We start from the raw sequence: 18,894 nt of genomic DNA on the forward strand, positions 1-18,894 counted from the left end.
CCGACGATCAGTCGAGCTCGTTGACAAACTCCCTGATCAGCGCCCGCGCGGTGACGATCCCTGACTCGATGGCCCCGTCCACCACCACGCCGTTCCACCCGCGGGCGAAGTCGGCGCCGGCAAATCGCAGCCGGGAATCGCTCGACAGGAAGTTGCTCCATCCATCGAAGAACTGTCCCGCCCGCAACGTCGCCCAGGTCTGCCCCGACCACCTGTCGGCCACCCAGTCGTGGCCGCCGCAGTCCAGCACCCTCAGGTCGTCGCGCCAGACGTTGAGGGCTTTCTGTGCTGAGTCGACGTCCTGGAGGTCAATGGCGTTGTGGTCGGAGCCGAAGCCCACCAGGATGGTGGCGTCCTCGTCGTCGAGGAAGTACTCGCTGCGCAGTAGGGAGATCGGGTTGTCGCCGGGAGCGCCCGCGATGATCGAGTGCCGTCCGGCCACCTTGATCCAGATCTTGAACCCGACCGAGTTGGTGCCCTCGGCGATTACCTTCTGCTGACCGGCCGGCAGCGGTGGGTCGAACTCGATGTGCGAGAGGGCGCCGATGGGTGCGGTGACGATCACCGCGTCGGCATGTTCGGTGGTTCCATCCGCCAGCTTTACCTCCACCGCTGTCGGCGAATGGGTGATGCGCTGGACGGGGGTGTCGAGCAGGATGTCGCCGCGCACGTCCCCGGCGATGGATTCGTAGAGCCCCCGCATGCCGTCGACGAGCTTGAAGCGCAGCGTTTGCTCATCCATCAGCGAGCTCCGATGATCGCTCAGCGCGGCCCAGTGCTTCGCCATCAGCGGCGACGCCGTGGCCGTTGAACCCTGGTAACCGGCGGACCAGTACGCATCGGCGACGTCGATCTCCGCCTTGGTGAAGTCGCCGTCCCGGAGGCAGTCGAGCACGCTGCCGGTGTCGGCGTGGAGGAATCGCTCCCGGACCGCGGGGTCGGTGTTGGGATCGTCAAGAATCCCCAGCGGGTCATGAGGATTCGGGAAGAAGTCCCGTGAACCCTCGAAGATCTTGTCCTGCACGCGAGTCAGTGCGGTGTCGAGGTCGTGTTCAGTGCCGTGATGAACTGTTCCGCCGCTCACCCAGTAGGCGTCGTCGATGTCGGGGCTGGGGTAGATCTTCTGTCCGTATCGCGTGATCTCGGTCCACACAAACGGCTGCATCCAATGCACCCACGTCGCACCCATCTCCAGGGTGTGCCCGCCCAGGCGTTCGTCAGTCCAGGCGCGCCCACCGATGCGGTCCCGGGCTTCGAGGATCTTCACGGTATGTCCGGCGGATTCGAGTTCGCGAGCCGCGATCAGACCCGAGAACCCCGCTCCGACGATGAGAATGGACTTTGTGGTGGACATACGTCCTCCTGTCGTGTCAGGTGTTGCTCGGAAGTTATGGAGTGGTCGGGGTACGGTCGCCGTGGCGGTCCCGCGAGCGAATCACGAAGTGCCCGCACACGGTTGCCGCGACGAACGTCACCGCGATGACCGCGAGGAAGACGTTCGCCAAGACTCGCGAGCCGCCGATGAGGGTGGTGAAGTTCGCGATGACCAGGGCGGTGATGGCGCAGAGCCCCAAGCCGCCGAGAACGGGAGCAATCTTGGTGTGCCACAAGCGGTTGTCGACGTCCGAACGCGCGAAGAAGGCCACGATCGCGATGCTGGTGAGCACCATGACCACCAGCATCGCCACGGTGGCGACGCCCGCCATCCACGTGAACAGCTCGAGCACGGGGTCGGCGCCGGCCAGTGCGAAGATTCCGACAAGGACAAATGCGCATGCGGTCTGGACGAGGGAACCGACGTGGGGTGAACCGTGCCGGGTGTGCACTGCCATCAGCCCTCGAGGAGCAAAACCACTGCGCGAGAGTGCGTGGGTGTACCGCGAGATCGCGTTGTGGAAAGCGAGCAGGGCGGCAAACAGACTCGTCACCAACATGACCATCATGACGTCGGAGGTGACGCTGCCGAGGTACTCCGTGGTGGCGATGAAGGTCAGATCAGCGGTGTTCTCCAGCGCGACGGCCTGCACGTTGTCGGATCCGAAGGCCAGCACGATCGCCCAGCTGGCCACCGCATACAGAACGCCGATGGTGATCACGGCGACGTACGTGGCAATTGGCACCGTCCGGCGCGGATTCTTCGTCTCCTCGCCGTAGATGGCTGTCGCCTCGAAGCCGATGAATGAGCCGATGGCGAACATCAACGCGATGCCTGGCGAGCCCTCCATGAAAGTCGAAGGGCTGAAGGACGATGCGTCGATACCCTCGGCACCGCCCTGCCCGAGAATCGAAGCCGACAACACCACGATGAGCGCAATCTCGGCAATCAGCAGAACGCCGAGCACCTTTGCGCCCAGGTTGATACTCCGGTAGCCGAGCACGGCGACTAATGCCATCAGAGCGAACGCCCACACCCACCACGGCAGATCGGGACCACCGAACCGCTCCATCACCGCGTCCACGGTGGATGCGGCCAGACCGTAGATCGCCGCTTGGATGGTGGTGTAGGCGAGCAATGCGAGCGCTGCCGCGCCGAGCCCGGGGGAGCGGCCCAACCCCTTGGTGACGTAGGCGTAGAACGCGCCCGTTTCGGTGACCGAGCCACTCATCGTCGCGTAGCCGACGCTGAAGACCAGGAGAACCGCGGCGGCGACGATGTAGGTCAGGGGAGCGCCCGCGCCATTCCCCAGCGCGATCATGACAGGCAGTGAGCCCGCCACGGCGGTGAGTGGCGCGGCGGCCGCGATCACCAGGAAGACGATGCCGGATACCCCGATGGATCCGCGGAGTCTGTGCGTAGGAGCGGAAGCCGATGTCGAGACTGCTTGTTCGACCATGATTGACCTTTCTCTGGGCGCCCCGCGGGATGCTGCTCGCACCGGTGCTGATGGGCTGTGATTCTACGAGCGTAGAATCATGGTGTGACGAACGCTACACCGCGTTCGCGCGATGTGCAGGGGTGTTGGTGTGCAGGAATCTTTACCTCGACGGCAGCGGCGGGCACGTGTTCGTAGAGGTGATTGGTACTGTCGCAACGTCGAATGAAGGAGTGCGGGTGCCGAAGCTGGTGGACCACGTCGAGAGGCGTCGTGCGATCATCGCCGCCGCGTGGCGAATCATCGCTGACCGTGGAATCGACGGCATCAACATGCGCGACCTCGCCACCGAAGCCGGCTACACGAACGGCGCTCTGAGCCATTACTTTTCGGGCAAAGACGAAATTCTGCGTACGGCCTTCGACTTTGTCATCGAGTCCACCAATGAGCGCATCGAACGGTCGATTGACCGGCGGCACGGCCGGAAGGCTCTGCGGCGCATGTGCTTCGAGATCATGCCGCTGACGGACGAGGCAAAGCTCGAGGCACGCATCGCGGTATCCCTGTGGCAACGGGCCATCACCGATCCGCAGATGGTCACGGTCAACAACACCGCGGTGGCTGCCTGGAAGGTGCGCCTTGCGGAATTGTGGCGAGACGCCATTGCCGCCGGTGAGCTGCCGGACCGCGACGTCGAGGTGGGGGTGGAGGCTCTGATGACCATGATGATCGGTCTGCAGGTGACTGCTGCCCTCAGTCCGGACGGAATGACGCGCAAGGCGCAACTGGCATTGCTCGACTCTGTCCTCGGCGGCTAGTCGGCTAGGCATCGAGGTGGAATCGCGGTGGTGGCAGTTCTCGCAACCCGCGACCACCGCGAGGTTCACAGGATGATCGTGATCGTCTTGGGCTCGGTGTAGGACAGGATTCCCTCGTAGCCCAATTCACGGCCCACCCCACTGGCTTTCACCCCACCCCAGGGAAGCTGTGGAGCCAGCGGTGACCAGCCGTTGACGCCGATTGCACCGGCCTCGATCTGTGCCGAGATGGTATGCGCGCGAGTGACATCGCTGGTCCACACGGTGGCTGACAAGCCATACTGATTGTCGTTGGCCATCGCGACGGCCTCGTCGTCGGAATCGAACGGGATAACAACGCCCACTGGCCCGAAGATCTCTTCGCGAGCGACGGACATGTCGTTGCGGCCGGCCATCACTGTGGGGTTGACGAAGAAGCCCGGCCCATCGGGGGCGGTGCCGCCGGTGATGACGTCGGCGCCTTCGTCCGCGCCCTTGCGCATGTACCCCAGCACCCGGTCGCGCTGTCGTGCATTGACCAACGGTCCCATGGTGGTGGCGGAATCGAAGGGGTCGCCGATGGTCTGTGCCTCGGCCGCGCCCTTGAGTCCTTCGAGGACCGTCTCGTACACCTTGCGGTGAGCGATGATTCGTGTGCCCGCGGCGCACACCTCGCCCTGGTTGAAGAACAGGCCCATCGCCGAACCTTGGATCGCAGCTTCGAGATTGGCGTCGTCGAATATGATCTGCGGTGCCTTGCCGCCGAGTTCGAGCGCGGCGCGTTTGAAGTTCACTGCTGAGTTCTGCAGGATGCTCCGGCCGACCTCGGTGGAACCGGTGAAGGAGATCTTCTGGATGCGGGGATGTCGGGCAAGGGCCTCGCCCGCAACCTTGCCTGCGCCGGTGAGTATGTTGACCGTGCCCGGCGGGAAGCCGGCTTCATCGATGAGTTCGGCCAACCGGAGAATCGACAGCGACGCGTCTTCCGATGGCTTGATGATGACCGCGTTGCCGCAGGCGAGCGCCGGCGCAAGCTTCCAGCCGAGGATCATCAGGGGGGCGTTCCAGGGCACGATGGCCGCGACCACGCCGAGCGGATCGCGACGTGTGTACGCGTGTGTGGGTACCGGCCCACCGAGGTAGCCGTCGTTGGCGACCAGCTCGCCGTTGATCTTGTCGGCCCAACCGGCGTAATAGCGCAGCGTGGCAACGAAGTTGGGAATCATCAGCGCCGCGCCCATGCCCACTGGCCTGCCCATGTCCAGTGACTCCAGCGCTGCGAGCTGGTCGAGGTTGCGTTCGACCAAGTCGGCCAGCTTGTGCAGCATCGCCCCCTTGCGGGAAGGGGCGAGCGTGCCCCAGTCGCCGCGGAAAGCTGAGGTGGCCGCGTCCACCGCAGCGTCGACGTCGTCGGGCCCGGCGGCGGCGAGTTCTGCCAGCGGTCGCCCGGTTGCGGGATTCAGGGTGGTGAAGGTGTCGCCGGCGTCTCGCCATTCCCCGCCGATGAACAGGCCGGTGTGCAGGTTCGAGATATCGATCATGGTCGAGGTGCTCCTGAGGCTGAGGGAAGCTGTAATTCTACGTTCGTAGAACCATAGGGTGTGACGTACGCTACTCCTGCTTGGCTCGCTCGGGAAGATGTGTGGTGTGAAGGAACCTTTACCTGGGGTGGTGGGGCCGTCGGTGTCGCTCTGGGTTTTGGTCGTTGCTCGGTCTGCGGGGCGAGCGTCTGCGGGTTTCGTGGGCGGGTGAGGTTGGCCGCTCGAGTCTCTGGTGGACGCTCGGTCTGTAGCGCGAGCGGCTCCGAGTTCGGTGAGCTGGGTCCGGGGGTCGCTCGGGGTTCTGGCGAACGCGCGGTCCGTGGGACGAGCTTCCTCAAGTTTGGCGAGCGCGATGCGGAGGCCGCGCACCGTACTGGCCAACGCTCGGTCTACGGCGCGAGCAACCTCCAGGACTGCGAGCGAGCTGGAACGCCAGATAGCGTAGCCGCGTCAGCTCGCACATGACCACCCGAAACGCGCTGTCCAGAAACAAGTTTGCGGCCAGCACTTGCCAACTCCGGCTCCGAGTGTCACTCTGGGAAACATGACTACAGGAAAGGCGGATCCCGCCACCGTCGCGTGAGCGCCGCATTTGGGTCCTCGGTTCTTGACCGCCGAGCGCCGCAAGACCACCATTCTCAGTTTGATCTCGAGCATTCCCGCACCATCGCTGACATTCACGCAGCGTGGCTTGCGCATGCACTGACCACCGGGCCTAGCGACCGAAGTTCCGCGGAAACCGCTGTGGCACAGCTGTATCGGCTGGCTGACCGTCCGGAACCCGACTTCGTCTGGGTACCGTCACCGCCCGCGGGCGCCGACTTGATCATCTCCGAAGGTCTCGCGTCATCGGTGCCGGTCGTCCACGGCATGCGGCAGTCCGCACATTCTGACGTTGCAGCGGTGATTACCAGGTCGAAAGCGCGGATGCTGGCGCGAATCGATCCGCACCGTCGCTCGAATCGCTTCGGATGGTGGCGGGCTCCGGTTCCGCCGCCGGATCGCAACCCGGGGCCGAGGGTGAGAGTGCGTCGGGAAATACGGGATTCGTTACACACTAGTGTTTCTGATGGTATTGCCGCTGCTATACGCGCCCTCACGCCACCGATCGCCGGCTACGTCACCTGGTACGGGCAGCACGAAGCCCCCTGGCTCGCGCACTGCATTGCCGGTCGACAACTCGGGCTGTCCAGGTATTCGCAGGAAGACACCGAGATCCTCGACATCAACTGCGCGTTGGCGCGAGCGACGGGATGGTGGTGGCCATTTGACGACGTCTGTGTCATGGCCGAGCGACCCGCAACTATGCACACCGAACCCACCCCGGACGCGAGGTTCGGCCAACGGCGCCTTCACCATGACGAAGCGCCAGCCATCCAATTCGCCGATCGGAAAGCACTTTACGTGCTCCATGGCACTGTCGTTCCCGAATGGGTGATGCATGATCCGACCGTTGAACGTATCGCTCGCGAACGCAATGTAGAAGTCCGTCGGTGCGCGATCGAGCGCCTCGGCTGGGATGTCTACATCTCGGAAGCTGGGATGACACTGATCGATCAGGCCGATGACCCTGGGAACGTCGATGGCACCTTGGCGCTGTATGCAACTCCACCAAATGTGCGCCGAGGCGGACGAATACTGCTGGTTCTCAATGGTTCCCGGGAACGCGATGGTACCCGCCGACGGTACGGGCTTCCCGTGCCCGATGGGATGTCCTCTGCACTCGACGCCGCCGGCTGGACCTACGGCGTTAGCGGCGACGACTACTCGCGGCTCGTCCGCCGCACCTGAAAACCCTCCAACAGAATCTAAACCACAACCACAAGGTGATCACATGAACTCCACCATGACCCTGTCCGATCTCACCGCGCTCTCAGGCCTCGAGGTCTTCGACTACCTCGACACCGAGATGTCGATTCCCGTCGTAGACGGACTCCAAGCGCAGGGCGACCTTCTCGTCACTCCCGCCGACATCTTGCCGATGGTCACGTCCTACCCGAATACACGTCCCGAACCGGTTTCACGGGCGGGAATTGAACTGCTGCGCAGCGCAGCCGGCGGAAACCCGCACAGCCTTGTCTCCGAAGCAGGCCACTGTATGTGGATGGCGCACGTAATCGATCCGAGAGGTCTGGCGCTCGGCATCCTCGACACTGACGTGGTCGCGTACCTCATTCATCCCGAGCACGGAGCCACGGGGATTGCCCCTGGTCGTTACGTGATCGGGCGACAGCAGGAGTTCGACATGACTGTTCGTCGGACACCGCCGGCCTGGACGACGAGCGATTCCCTCTGGGGGAGTGGGCGGCTCGTCGCTGACTGACGCCCGATGCCCGGTGGTGCTAACACCGAATGCCGGCCAGCGACAATATGTTGTCGCTGGCCGGTATCGAACGCCTCGTTCCAATGTCGTGCAACTCGATCGCCAGTCCGAGTCTCCTCCGAGTCGGCATGCAAGACTTGGCACTCATGACCCGTCAAAGAACGCATGCGCTAGCCCGAATCACTGGTCATGCTGCGTGGTGGGTGTTCGTGGTCGGAACGTTGGTGGCCGGCGGCATCACCTGGCTGGGCATCGATCAGGACTACTACCGTCCGTTCATTCCCTCATCGGACGAGTGGACGGCATACACCCCGTTGACGGACGAGACGTTCGTGGGAGCGGACTATGTTGATGTCGCCATGTTGTATTCGTACGACAGATGGACTAACGGCGAAATGCTCTCTGCTTTGGCCTTTGTGGTGGTCTTGATTGCAGCTGTGGTTGAGGCGGTTTCAGCTGGTCGATTGCGGCAAGGTGTCGTCACGGTGCTCGCGCCCTGCGCTGCTCTGGGGCTGCTGGTGATCGCGACCCCCGGCACCATTGACGATTCCGGGCTTGAGTTAGGCACCGCAGTGTTCTTGATTCTGGCAGCAGTCGCCGTACGCGAGGTGTGGGCCCGCGGTTTCGCCCCTCGGTCCGTCTGAGCGCGCAGAACCGCTCGAACTACGAACCACTCGAAACCGCGTCTGACTGCCGCCGCAGCGTAGTTTTCGAACTAGCCGATCGGCCGCTTCCTCGAACTCCACAGACCACATAAATGTGGTGCTGCTCAACAACGCGACAACCACAACCCGCAGTTATCGACACTCCCACAACTAACGCGTTTAAAGGGTCGAGAGCCAACTGCAAGCGCTCGGAATGCTTCAACCGCGGGTGAGGGTGCCCCGGCTGTCAGTCCATGGAACCGCGGTCTGGCCGTGGGCGTCAGAGAGCCGGGGGGTGGTGCACATGACCGGTGCAGTCAGTAAATCGTGGGCGTCTCGCGCCGCGCGGACGGTTGGCGGCGTTGTTGTGGGTGTCGGGGTGTGGATACTGGTGGCGTTGGTCATGTACTTCACGCCCGTGCTGTGGCTCTTCGGCCCAGCATTGGCCAGCTTGACCTGCGTGTCCGGCGGAGCGTGGGGCTACCGCATCTACGAAAAAGACGATGTTGCCGTTGGATTCATGCTGGTCGGCATACTGGGCTTCGTGGTGGTCAGCAGTATGTGACTGCCAAGCCTCCTTTAGTGAAGCAGGATGGCCTGTGCAAGCAGTCCTATCGCGTCTCCGACTCCGAGGTTCTCACGCAAACGTGGTGCTACTCAACACCGCAACAACAACACCCGCAACCACCAACACACCCACAACCGTGGCCATGATCCAGGCCAGTCGGCGCCGATGTTTGGTGGCAGCGTTGATGCCGACTCCGATGCCGACCAGGATCGCCATCGAATACAACGAGATACCGAGTGTCAGTGCTGCGGGGGAAATGGCGCCCTCACCCCTTGTCCAGCTTGACTGATTCGCCCTCGGCCGGCTTCGCCGCGATCTGCTGGGTCTTCTTGTACAGCCACGCGATAACGGCGACGAAGACGATCACACCGAGGTACTCGGAGATTTTCTCGAATCCGCTGCCGACAATGGCGAGTGGGCTCTCGTCGTCGGTTGCGGCAACGATGCCGGCGAACACCACACCGAAGAGGCTCTCACCGACGATGAGTCCGGTGGCCAACAGGACGCCCATGCGCTTCTTGCGTTCCACCTCGACGCCGGACTTCTCGGCCCACTTGTTGTAGAAGGTGCCGAGGATGGCGCCGATCGGGATGACCAGCGTCAGCGAGATGGGGAGGTACATACCCATACCCACGGCCAGCGGCGGCAGACGGAACTTGCTGTTGGTCGTCCGGGTCAGCACCTCGTCGACAACGATGATGCCGATACCGATGAGCGCACCGACACCGATCAGGTTCCAGTCCAGGTCGGAACCGAACACGCCCTTGGCGAGTGAGGAGATCAGTGCGGCCTGCGGCGCTGCGAGCGCGTCTTCGCCCGCGCCGGGTGCTCCGACGAAACCGAAGGCCGTCTGCATCAGCTGCAGGATCGGCGGGATCACGGCGGAACCGAACAGCACACCGATCACCAACGCCACCTGCTGCTTCCACGGCGTTGCACCCACGAGCTGGCCGGTCTTGAGGTCTTGAAGATTGTCGTTAGAGATGGTCGCGACACCGAAGATCACCGCCGTCGTGAACAGCGTGAATGCAATCAATGCGGTGTTCTGGGCGTCTGTGGCATCGCCGTACACCATCTTGATGAGCAGGGCGGCGATGAGAACAACAAGAATTCCGACGCCGGAAATCGGGCTGTTGGACGACCCGATGAGGCCGGCCATATAACCACAGACCGCCGCGACCACGAGCCCGATCACGAACACCAAAATGATGCTGACAGCAATGATTCCGGTGGCCGTGCCGTGCAATGCCGTGTTGTGCACAAAGTCCCAGAGGAGTAGCCCGATCGGGATCAGGGCCACCACGATGACGAGCCCGACGTAGGTGATGGGGATGTCCTGCTCGGTCAGCTCGACCGACGACCCTTTACGGCGACTGCTGGCCGACACCATCGCTGTCTTGATGCCCTTGATGATCGGGCCGATGATCTTGAGCAAAGTCCAGATCGCGGCGACCGCGATGGCTCCGGCGCCCACGAACCGGACGTCGGACGAGAAGATGCTGCTGACCCCGTCGAGCAGAGCCTCGCCCGCGGGCAGGTTTCCGTTGCTCTGGATGGGCAGGATGATGCCGAACGAGATGACCAGGCCGATGAGCATCGCGATACCGACTGTCAGTCCGACCAGATGGCCCACGCCGATCAGGGCCAGCGACAAGCTGGCGCCCCACATCGTCCCGCCCGCACCGACTTTGACCGCGCCGGCCAACGAGTTGCTGATGAGTTTGAGGTTCGCGAGAAGGTTGAACGCAGCGGCAACCACCGACCCGATCAGAATGATCCGCAGCCCGCCCCTGTTCTCTTCGGCGCCCTGGGTGGTGTCGCCCACCCGCAGAACCTCGGCAGCCGCCACCCCCTCGGGATAGGGCAGATCAGATCCCGTCACCAACGCTCGGCGCAGCGGGATCGAGTACATGACGCCGAGGATGCCGCCGATGGCGCACACCGCCACCGTGATCCAGTACGGGAAGCCGGTCCACCAGCCGACCATGATCAAGCCGGGCAGCACAAAGATGATGGCCGAGAGAGTGCCCGCGGCCGATGCAATGGTCTGCACGATGTTGTTCTCGACAACGGTGTGGTTCGCGAAATAGCGCAGGATGCTCATCGAGATGACGGCCGCGGGGATCGCCGTGGCAAAGGTAAGACCCACCTTCAAGCCGAGATACACGTTGGCGGCCGTGAACACGAGGGTGATCAGCCCGCCCAGGATGATCCCCCGGACGGTCAGTTCCCGCAGCCCGGGCGACTTCTTGTCCGTTGCGGTTGCGTCCTCTGTGGACATGTTGCTACCCCTCATCTTGAACGGGTCTGGTGATCATTAGCCGCCGAAACAAAAGCATCGTTGACCGTGACACTGTAATCCCGAACCCGCGGCTGCGAACCACCTGTCGGCGAAAACCCCGCAGGCATCAAGAACGTGCTGGTTGAACGGCCCGGCCCGTGCTCGTCAGAGATCGGACGCTGCGTCTTTAGAAACGGTCCCGGAGCGTGGTTCTGCTGGTAGTTTCCGCAAGATGGGACCCACCGTCGCACGCCTGGCCCGCCTGTTCCCGAGCATTCTGCTGGTGGCGGTCCTCGTCGCCGCAGCGGGGTTCTCCGGCGCCGGAGGTGCAGGTGCGGCACCGGGCTTCTATCAGCCACCCGGCGACATCCCCGACCGCCCTGGGATTGTCTTGCGGACCGAGCCGTCGCCGCTGGCGTTCAGCATCCCCGCAGGCGGCGGCGCGTTCCCAGCTACCGGCACCCGCCTGATGTACAGCAGCACCGACCTCAACGGTGCGCCCATCGCTGTGACCGGCACGTACTTCGAGCCGGCCGCTGCGTGGAACAAGCCCGGGCCCCGCCCGATCATCAGCATGGCCGTCGGCACCCACGGCCAGGGCGATCAGTGCGCGCCGTCGCGTCTGTTCAACTCCGTCATCTCCTACGGTGGCGGACTCGACGTGATGGTGCAGTACGAGATCGCCGCGGTATACGCGGCGGTTGCCCAGGGCATCGGCGTGGTCGTCACCGATTACCAGGGTCTGGGCACCCCGGCCGTGCACGGCTACCTCAACCGGGTGGCGCAAGCGCACGCAGTTCTCGACGCCGCCCGCGCAGCCATCGACCTCAAGTCCCTGCCCGCCGACACCCCGGTCGGCATGTGGGGCTATTCGCAGGGCGGGGGAGCGGTGGCCGGTGCCGCCGAGTTCCAGGCTTCTTATGCGCCCGAACTCAACGTTCGCGGCACCTACGCCGGCGCACCACCTGTTGATCCCCTGAAGACCCTGGGCCTCGCCGAGGGCGGAATCCTCACCGGCGCAGTCGGATACGCTTTAAACGGCGTGTACAACGATTACCCGTCGGCGAGGCCCGAACTCGATCGACTGATCAACCCGGCAGGCAAGGCGCTGATGCGCGACACGGCAAATCAATGCGTTCCGGAGACGTTGGCGCGCTACGCATTCCAGCGAACCAGTCAATGGACCACCAGTGGCCGACCACTCGCCGAGGTCGCGACGGACAACCCAGTTCTGAAATCGGTCTTCGATCAACAGCGTATCGGCACGCTCACACCCCAGGCGCCCATCCTCATCGTCGCCTCCGACAACGATGACGTGGTTCCGTGGAGCACATCGAGGGACGTCGCTCGCGAGTGGTGCGGCCGCGGCGCCACCGTCCAGTTCACCACCTTCCCGCTGCCGCCGATTCTTCCCGGTACGGCCGCGGCGCACGGCATTCCAGAGTTCTTCGGCATCCCGACCGCGTTGGGTTGGATGATCGACAGATTCAACGCAGTGCCGCAGCCACGGTGCGTCATCGCTTGATGTTCGTGGAACCGCCGCAGTAAACGAATTGGCCAGGCCAAACCCATGTCGTGGATTCGGCAGTCGGTCGGCTGACAAACGACAGATTGTCCAGATTGAGCCGGGTGTGTGACGGCCTATTAGGAGGCCAGTTGTATCGAATTCGAGGCAACTGGAATCTTATTCCAGGCAACCTGTCACCACCTCTGATCTGGTGTTCTGCGTAGTCAGATGCAGACCCGGACATATCGGATAAAGGTCACAAGTGTCATTTACCATGATCAATGAATGGTCAATTTTAAGAAATCTCAAGTTGTCCGGATAGTTACTTGATTTTCGTATTGAAAAGACCATGCAATTCATTTGATTTTCGTATGGTGGCCTCATGGCCCGGTCAACGGATAGGAAGCCAAACGGGGTTCAGGGCGAGGCAGCAAAGGCCCTCCTCGACGTCGGCAGGTTCTTCACCCGGTGGGATGAGAGCGACGACGGCCGCATGGTGTTCCGGGAGGGCGGCCGTGCGGGTGACGTGTTCTACCGCGACCGATGGAGTCACGACAAGATCGTCCGATCCACCCACGGCGTGAACTGCACCGGTTCCTGTTCGTGGAAGGTGTATGTCAAAGACGGCATCATCACCTGGGAAACCCAGGAGACCGACTATCCATCGGTCGGCCCGGACAGGCCCGAGTACGAGCCGCGTGGGTGCCCCCGAGGTGCCGCGTTCTCCTGGTACACCTATTCGCCCACTCGGGTCCGGCACCCCTACGCCCGCGGCGTACTCGTGGAGATGTACCGCGCCGCGAAGGCTCGTGTGGGCGACCCGGTGCTCGCCTGGGCCGATGTGGTTGGCGACCCGATGCGTCGGAGGTCCTACCAACAGGCACGGGGCAAGGGCGGCCTGGTCCGGGTGTCGTGGGACGAGGCCATCGAGATGGCAGCCGCGGCGCACGTCCACACCATCAAGACCTACGGCCCCGACCGCTGTGCCGGCTTCTCGCCCATCCCGGCGATGTCGATGGTCTCGCACTGTGTGGGCACCCGATTCATCCAGCTCATCGGCGGCGTGATGACGTCGTTCTACGACTGGTACGCCGACCTCCCGGTCGCCAGCCCGCAGGTGTTCGGCGACCAGACCGATGTGCCCGAATCCGGCGACTGGTGGGACGCCACCTATCTGATGATGTGGGGCTCCAACGTTCCGGTCACGCGCACGCCTGATGCGCATTGGATGGCCGAGGTGCGTTATCGCGGAACGAAAGTCGTCACCGTAAGCCCCGACTACGCCGACAACAGCAAGTTCGCCGACGAATGGCTACCAGCGCAGGCAGGTACGGACGCGGCGCTCGCCATGGCGATGGGTCACGTCATCCTCACCGAGTTCTTCGCTCGAGACTCGGTGCCGTTTTTCAACGACTACATCAAGACGTACAGCGACTTGCCGTTCCTCATCCACCTCGACGAGCACGACGGCGCGTACGTGCCCGGAAAGTTTGTCACCGCAGACGAACTCGCGACACTGCCCGACGGTGCGGCGCCCGAGGACGAGGTGTGGAAAACGGTTGTCCTCGACAAGAACACCGGCGAGCCCGTGGTGCCGAATGGGTCGCTCGGCTTCCGGTTCTCGAAGTCGGGAGAGGGTCGGTGGAATCTCGACCTCGGCGACATCGAACCGGTCCTCACGTTGCTCGGACGTGACGGCACCGACGCCGTCGAGATCTTGCTCCCGGCCTTCGACGCCCCGGATGGCTCCGGCACGATCCTGCGACGGGGTGTTCCGGCGACGAGGGTCAACGGAGCACTGGTGACCACCGTCTTCGACCTGATGTTCGCGCAATACGGCGTTGCTCGCGACGGCTTACCGGGGGAGTGGCCTGCAGGCTATGACGACGTCAGCACGCCGTACACACCCGCGTGGCAGGCCGAGATCACCGGCGTCCCGGCACAAGCCGCGATCCGGGTGGCCCGCGAGTTCGCCACCAACTCGATCGATTCGGGTGGGCGCTCGATGATCATCATGGGAGCCGGCATCTGTCAGTGGTTCCACGGGGATGCCACCTACCGCGCCATCCTGTCGTTGCTGATCCTCACCGGCTGCATGGGCCGCAACGGTGGTGGCTGGGCTCACTATGTGGGGCAGGAGAAGTGCCGACCCATCACCGGATGGATCTCGCTGGCCAACGCGCTCGACTGGTCGCGGCCGCCGCGCACCATGACCGGAACGTCGTACTGGTACATGCACACCGACCAGTGGCGCAACGACGGTTACTCCGCGGCGTCGCTCGCTTCACCCTTGTCTCGCGGCACGCTCGACCACGAACACACCGCCGATGCCATTGCGCAGTCGGCCCGTCTCGGCTGGATGCCGTTTTACCCCCAATTCGACCGCAACCCACTCGACATCGCCGATGAGGCGAATGCTGCGGTGGACGCCGGGACTGCAGACTCAGTCGGTGGCTATGTGGCCGAGAAGCTTCACGACGGTGGGCTCACCCCGGCCATCACTGATATCGATGCACCGGAGAACTGGCCGCGCACTCTGGTGCTGTGGCGCTCGAACCTGATGGGTTCGTCAGCCAAGGGCAACGAGTACTTCCTGCGTCACCTGCTCGGGACACACCACAACGTGTTGGGAACCGAGAATCCGGAGACACCCCGGCCACGGGACGTGAAGTGGCACGACGAGGCCCCGGAGGGCAAGCTCGACCTGCTGATGTCGGCGGACTTCCGGATGACATCCACAACACTGTTGTCCGACATCGTGTTTCCGGCCGCCACGTGGTACGAGAAATACGACCTGTCGTCCACCGACATGCATCCGTTTGTACACGCCTTCTCGCCCGCGATCGATCCGCCGTGGGAAGCCAAGTCCGACTTCGATCTGTTTCACACACTGGCCGAGAAGTTCTCGGCCCTGGCCAAGACCCACCTCGGGGTGCGCCGCGATCTTGTCAGCGTTCCGATGCAGCACGACACCCCCGGTGAGATCGCGCAGCCGCACGGGCGGGTGATGGATTGGCAGGGCGCCCCGGACCCGGGAACGCCAGGCAAGAACATGCCGAACTTCACCGTGGTGGAACGTGATTACACCGCCATCGCCGACAAGCTCGCTGCCGTCGGGCCGCTGGTGGACAAGCTGGGCTTCACGGTCAAGAACGTCACCTACGACCTGGCCGAGCAGAGCGAACACCTGGCCTCCATCAACGGCGTGATGCTCGGTGGTGCCGCCGACGGTCGCCCCGCCCTCGACGCCGACGTCAAACTCGCCGAAGCAATCTTGACGTTCTCTGGCACCACCAACGGTGCGGTGGCCGTGGACGGATTCGAAAAGCTGCAAAAACGTGTGGGCAAGCGCCTCGACGACCTCGCGGGCGGCTCGGAAGAGAAGCGGATCACGTTCGCCGACACCCAGCGCGCACCGGTCCCGGTGATCACCTCACCGGAATGGTCGGGCTCGGAAACCGGTGGCCGCCGATATGCGCCGTTCACCGTGAACATCGAGCGGCTCAAGCCTTTCCACACACTCACCGGCCGCATGCACTTCTATCTCGACCACGACTGGATGATCGATATGGGCGAGGCACTGCCCATCTACCGGCCCCCACTCGACATGCAACGGCTGTTCGGTGAGCCCCGTTTGGGTCCCGATGGTGCGCAACAGGTGACGGTCCGCTACCTCACGCCACATTCCAAGTGGTCCATCCACTCCGAGTACCAGGACAACCTGTTCATGTTGTCGTTGTCGCGGGGTGGCCCGACCGCCTGGCTCAGTCCTGAGGATGCTGCCGCGATCGACGTGTCCGACAACGACTGGATCGAATGTGTCAACGCCAATGGTGTTCTCGTATGCCGGGCCATCGTGAGTCACCGGATGCCGGCAGGAGTGGCGTACGTCTACCACGTGCAGGAGCGCACCATCGACGTTCCGAAGTCCGAGGCGACCGGACGCCGGGGCGGGATCCACAATTCGGCCACCCGATTACTCGTGAAACCAACGCACCTGATCGGCGGCTATGCCCAATTGTCGTACGCCTTCAACTATCTCGGGCCGGCAGGTAATCAACGCGACATGGTGGCCACCATTCGCAAACGCAGCCAGGAGGTGACGTTCTGATGCGAGTCATGGCGCAGGTCGGCATGGTGATGAACCTCGACAAGTGCATCGGATGCCATACGTGCTCGGTGACGTGTAAACAGGCCTGGACCAATCGCGCCGGCACCGAATACGTCTGGTTCAACAACGTCGAGACGCGTCCCGGTCAGGGTTACCCGCGGCGGTATGAAGATCAGGAGAAGTGGCGCGGCGGTTGGCATCTGAATGCGAAAGGCAAGCTACGTCTGCGCACCGGCGGGCGATTGCAGAAGCTGTGGACCCTGTTCGCCAGTCCGGTCCAGCCGACCATCGCCGACTACTACGAGCCGTGGACCTACGACTACCAGACGCTGATCGACGCCCCGCTCGGCGACGATTTCCCGGTGGCCCGACCCAAATCGCTGCTCACCGGCGAGGACACGAAGATCTCCTGGTCGGCCAACTGGGACGACAACCTTGGTGGCTCAACCGCATACGGGGACCTCGATCCCATCGTCGAAAAGCTGCGTCGCGAGTCCGAAGAAGCGATCAAGTTCAGTTTCGAACAGACCTTCATGTTCTACCTGCCGCGCATCTGCGAGCACTGCCTCAATCCGTCGTGCATGGCTTCCTGCCCGAGCGGCGCCATCTACAAACGCAGTGAAGACGGCATCGTCCTGGTCGATCAAGACCAGTGCCGCGGTTGGCGCCAGTGCATCACCGGATGTCCCTACAAGAAGATGTATTTCAACCACAAGTCGGGCAAGGCCGAGAAGTGCACCCTGTGCTACCCGCGCATCGAAGTCGGGCAGCCGACGGTGTGTTCGGAGACGTGCGTCGGACGTCTGCGCTACCTCGGAATCTTCCTCTACGACGCCGACGCCGTCACCGATGCTGCCTCCACCCCGGACGAAAAAGACCTGTACGAAGCACAACTCGATCTCCTTCTCGATCCCGACGACACTGACGTGATTGCCGCTGCCAGACGAGATGGGATCCCTGACGACTGGCTGGAGGCCGCCCGCCGGTCACCGGTGTACGCGCTGGCCAAGAAGTACCGCGTCGCGTTGCCCCTGCATCCGGAATACCGCACCATGCCGATGGTCTGGTACGTCCCGCCGCTCTCGCCGATCGTCGACTTGCTCGCCGACCAAGGGCACGATGCCGAGAGTCCGGGCACGTTGTTCGGTGCGATCGACGCCCTGCGCATCCCGGTCGAATACCTCGCTGAACTGTTCACTGCGGGAGACACCGACGTGATCGACAGGGTTCTCAAGCGCTTGGCCGGCATGCGCGCCTACATGCGCGACGTCACGCTCGGCCGGGAGCCTAATCCTGATATTCCGGCTGCGGTCGGTATGTCCGAGGAAGAGGTGTACGAGATGTACCGCCTGATGGCCATCGCCAAATACGAAGACCGCTACGTGATTCCGACCGCCCATCTCGAGCAGGCCGAGCAACTCGACGAGATGGCCTGCGCTCTGGACTACGAAGAGGGTCCCGGGATGTTCGAATCCGGTGCGTTCGGAGAGGCCAGTGGTCGCCCGGCGCCGGTGTCGGTGGAAACGTTCCACGCTCTCAAGCAACGGCAGACCACCAACACTGCGGCGGGGGAGGCGAGCATGGCAGGCCGCGTGAACCTGCTGAACTGGGACGGCAACGGTGTCCCTAACGGCATGTTCCCCGGACCTTCGGAGCTGCGATGAGGTGGCTACGCGGCACGCGCGGTATCGACCACCGGGTGATTTACCAGGTTGCGTCGTGGTGTCTGAGCTATCCGGATGAACAGTTGTTGTCGAAAGTTGCACTGCTGCAAGCAGCTCTCGACGAGCATCCTGATCGGAACACCGCCACGTCGCTGCATCGTTTCGTCGACTATCTGACCAGTGCTGACGCCGAGGCCATCCGCCGCGAGTACGTCGACGTCTTCGACCTGTCGAACAAGCGGACGCTGTACCTGTCGTACTGGACCGATGGGGACACCAGGCGCAGGGGAGCAGTGTTGGGCGAGTTCAAGCAGATGTACCGCGACAGCGGGTATCTCGTTGATCTGCACGGTGAGTTGCCCGACCATCTGCCCGTGGTGCTCGAATACTGCGCGCGCGCTGATCCTGCGGTTGTCCAGGAACTCCTCACCAGGTACCGCGCAGCTCTCGAACTCATCCGGTTCGGCCTCCTCGATACGGGATCGCCTTATGGCGATGTGTTGACCGCTGTGTGCTCGACAGTGCCAGGCGCCTCGCCGACGGACCGTCAATCCGCAATGGCCATGCGGCCGTCCATCCCGATGGAAACGGTTGGCCTCGAACCGTTCGACCCCCGCCTGCTACCCATCGCGGAGACGAGGTGAG

14 protein-coding genes are annotated in these 18,894 nt (G+C 63.3%); 9 read left to right on the top strand and 5 right to left on the bottom strand.

What is annotated here, in order from left to right; translation table 11 throughout:
- Positions 1-7 precede the first annotated feature (7 nt).
- Both WIMU1_RS06465 and WIMU1_RS06470 read right to left on the bottom strand, forming a co-directional pair.
- Positions 8-1,354, bottom strand: coding sequence for an NAD(P)/FAD-dependent oxidoreductase (locus tag WIMU1_RS06465; protein ID WP_062795570.1), 1,347 nt, complete (start codon positions 1,352-1,354; stop codon positions 8-10).
- A gap of 34 nt (positions 1,355-1,388) precedes the next feature.
- Positions 1,389-2,834, bottom strand: a complete 1,446-nt coding sequence (locus WIMU1_RS06470) for an APC family permease (protein WP_062795571.1) — start codon at positions 2,832-2,834, stop codon at positions 1,389-1,391.
- A gap of 218 nt (positions 2,835-3,052) precedes the next feature.
- On the opposite strand from WIMU1_RS06470, the gene WIMU1_RS06475 reads away from it, so the two are divergent.
- On the top strand, positions 3,053-3,631 hold the full coding sequence (locus WIMU1_RS06475) for a TetR/AcrR family transcriptional regulator (RefSeq protein ID WP_245969100.1): 579 nt from the start codon (positions 3,053-3,055) through the stop codon (positions 3,629-3,631).
- A gap of 65 nt (positions 3,632-3,696) precedes the next feature.
- Here WIMU1_RS06475 and WIMU1_RS06480 read toward each other — a convergent pair whose 3' ends face one another.
- A complete protein-coding gene (locus tag WIMU1_RS06480) occupies positions 3,697-5,151 on the bottom strand; it encodes an aldehyde dehydrogenase family protein (RefSeq protein WP_062795572.1) in 1,455 nt (484 codons plus the stop codon).
- 744 nt (positions 5,152-5,895) lie between these two features.
- Between WIMU1_RS06480 and WIMU1_RS06485 the strand changes: the two genes are divergently transcribed.
- From WIMU1_RS06485 to WIMU1_RS06500, 4 genes are all read left to right on the top strand, one after another.
- On the top strand, positions 5,896-6,942 hold the full coding sequence (locus WIMU1_RS06485; RefSeq protein ID WP_245969098.1) for a DUF6745 domain-containing protein: 1,047 nt from the start codon (positions 5,896-5,898) through the stop codon (positions 6,940-6,942).
- A gap of 43 nt (positions 6,943-6,985) precedes the next feature.
- Positions 6,986-7,474: a DUF8820 family protein gene (locus WIMU1_RS06490; RefSeq protein WP_062795574.1), complete on the top strand. Its 489-nt coding sequence runs from the start codon at positions 6,986-6,988 to the stop codon at positions 7,472-7,474.
- A 29-nt stretch (positions 7,475-7,503) separates the two neighbouring features.
- The gene (locus WIMU1_RS06495; protein WP_062795575.1) at positions 7,504-8,118 is read left to right on the top strand and encodes a hypothetical protein; all 615 of its coding nucleotides are present in this window, start codon (positions 7,504-7,506) and stop codon (positions 8,116-8,118) included.
- A gap of 304 nt (positions 8,119-8,422) precedes the next feature.
- On the top strand, positions 8,423-8,683 hold the full coding sequence (locus tag WIMU1_RS06500; RefSeq protein ID WP_147431408.1) for a hypothetical protein: 261 nt from the start codon (positions 8,423-8,425) through the stop codon (positions 8,681-8,683).
- 72 nt (positions 8,684-8,755) lie between these two features.
- On the opposite strand, the gene WIMU1_RS06505 is transcribed toward WIMU1_RS06500, so the two are convergent.
- Positions 8,756-8,902, bottom strand: coding sequence for a hypothetical protein (locus tag WIMU1_RS06505; protein ID WP_245969097.1), 147 nt, complete (start codon positions 8,900-8,902; stop codon positions 8,756-8,758).
- A gap of 49 nt (positions 8,903-8,951) precedes the next feature.
- Positions 8,952-10,967 carry an OPT family oligopeptide transporter gene (locus WIMU1_RS06510; RefSeq protein ID WP_062795578.1) on the bottom strand — a complete coding sequence of 672 codons (2,016 nt, stop codon included), beginning with the start codon at positions 10,965-10,967 and terminating at the stop codon, positions 8,952-8,954.
- Positions 10,968-11,199: 232 nt separating this feature from the next.
- On the opposite strand from WIMU1_RS06510, the gene WIMU1_RS06515 reads away from it, so the two are divergent.
- From WIMU1_RS06515 to narJ, 4 genes are all read left to right on the top strand, one after another.
- Complete coding sequence (locus WIMU1_RS06515; RefSeq protein ID WP_084248018.1) at positions 11,200-12,492, top strand: lipase family protein; 1,293 nt, start codon at positions 11,200-11,202, stop codon at positions 12,490-12,492.
- Positions 12,493-12,856: 364 nt separating this feature from the next.
- Positions 12,857-16,585 (top strand): nitrate reductase subunit alpha, encoded by a 3,729-nt coding sequence (locus WIMU1_RS06520; RefSeq protein ID WP_062795579.1) that lies wholly within the window; start codon positions 12,857-12,859, stop codon positions 16,583-16,585.
- Positions 16,585-18,249, top strand: a complete 1,665-nt coding sequence (gene narH / locus WIMU1_RS06525) for a nitrate reductase subunit beta (protein ID WP_062795580.1) — start codon at positions 16,585-16,587, stop codon at positions 18,247-18,249. The genes WIMU1_RS06520 and narH overlap by 1 nt, the downstream gene beginning before the upstream one ends.
- Entirely contained in the window at positions 18,246-18,893 is a 648-nt protein-coding gene (narJ, locus tag WIMU1_RS06530; protein ID WP_062795581.1) for a nitrate reductase molybdenum cofactor assembly chaperone, read from the top strand. Before narH ends, narJ begins: the two co-directional genes overlap by 4 nt.
- The last annotated feature ends 1 nt before the right edge of the window (position 18,894 follow it).

Source organism: Williamsia muralis NBRC 105860, from assembly GCF_001598915.1.
Taxonomy (GTDB): domain Bacteria; phylum Actinomycetota; class Actinomycetes; order Mycobacteriales; family Mycobacteriaceae; genus Williamsia; species Williamsia muralis.

Bases quoted from the DNA above. Each gene is read 5' to 3' on its own strand.
- WIMU1_RS06465 (WP_062795570.1), bottom strand. From the start codon at position 1,354: ATGTCCACCACAAAGTCCATTCTCATCGTCGGAGCGGGGTTCTCGGGT.
- WIMU1_RS06470 (WP_062795571.1), bottom strand. From the start codon at position 2,834: ATGGTCGAACAAGCAGTCTCGACATCGGCTTCCGCTCCTACGCACAGA.
- WIMU1_RS06480 (WP_062795572.1), bottom strand. From the start codon at position 5,151: ATGATCGATATCTCGAACCTGCACACCGGCCTGTTCATCGGCGGGGAA.
- WIMU1_RS06490 (WP_062795574.1), top strand. From the start codon at position 6,986: ATGAACTCCACCATGACCCTGTCCGATCTCACCGCGCTCTCAGGCCTC.
- WIMU1_RS06495 (WP_062795575.1), top strand. From the start codon at position 7,504: ATGCCGGCCAGCGACAATATGTTGTCGCTGGCCGGTATCGAACGCCTC.
- WIMU1_RS06500 (WP_147431408.1), top strand. From the start codon at position 8,423: ATGACCGGTGCAGTCAGTAAATCGTGGGCGTCTCGCGCCGCGCGGACG.
- WIMU1_RS06505 (WP_245969097.1), bottom strand. From the start codon at position 8,902: ATGGCGATCCTGGTCGGCATCGGAGTCGGCATCAACGCTGCCACCAAA.
- WIMU1_RS06510 (WP_062795578.1), bottom strand. From the start codon at position 10,967: ATGTCCACAGAGGACGCAACCGCAACGGACAAGAAGTCGCCCGGGCTG.
- WIMU1_RS06515 (WP_084248018.1), top strand. From the start codon at position 11,200: ATGGGACCCACCGTCGCACGCCTGGCCCGCCTGTTCCCGAGCATTCTG.
- WIMU1_RS06520 (WP_062795579.1), top strand. From the start codon at position 12,857: ATGGCCCGGTCAACGGATAGGAAGCCAAACGGGGTTCAGGGCGAGGCA.
- narH (WP_062795580.1), top strand. From the start codon at position 16,585: ATGCGAGTCATGGCGCAGGTCGGCATGGTGATGAACCTCGACAAGTGC.
- narJ (WP_062795581.1), top strand. From the start codon at position 18,246: ATGAGGTGGCTACGCGGCACGCGCGGTATCGACCACCGGGTGATTTAC.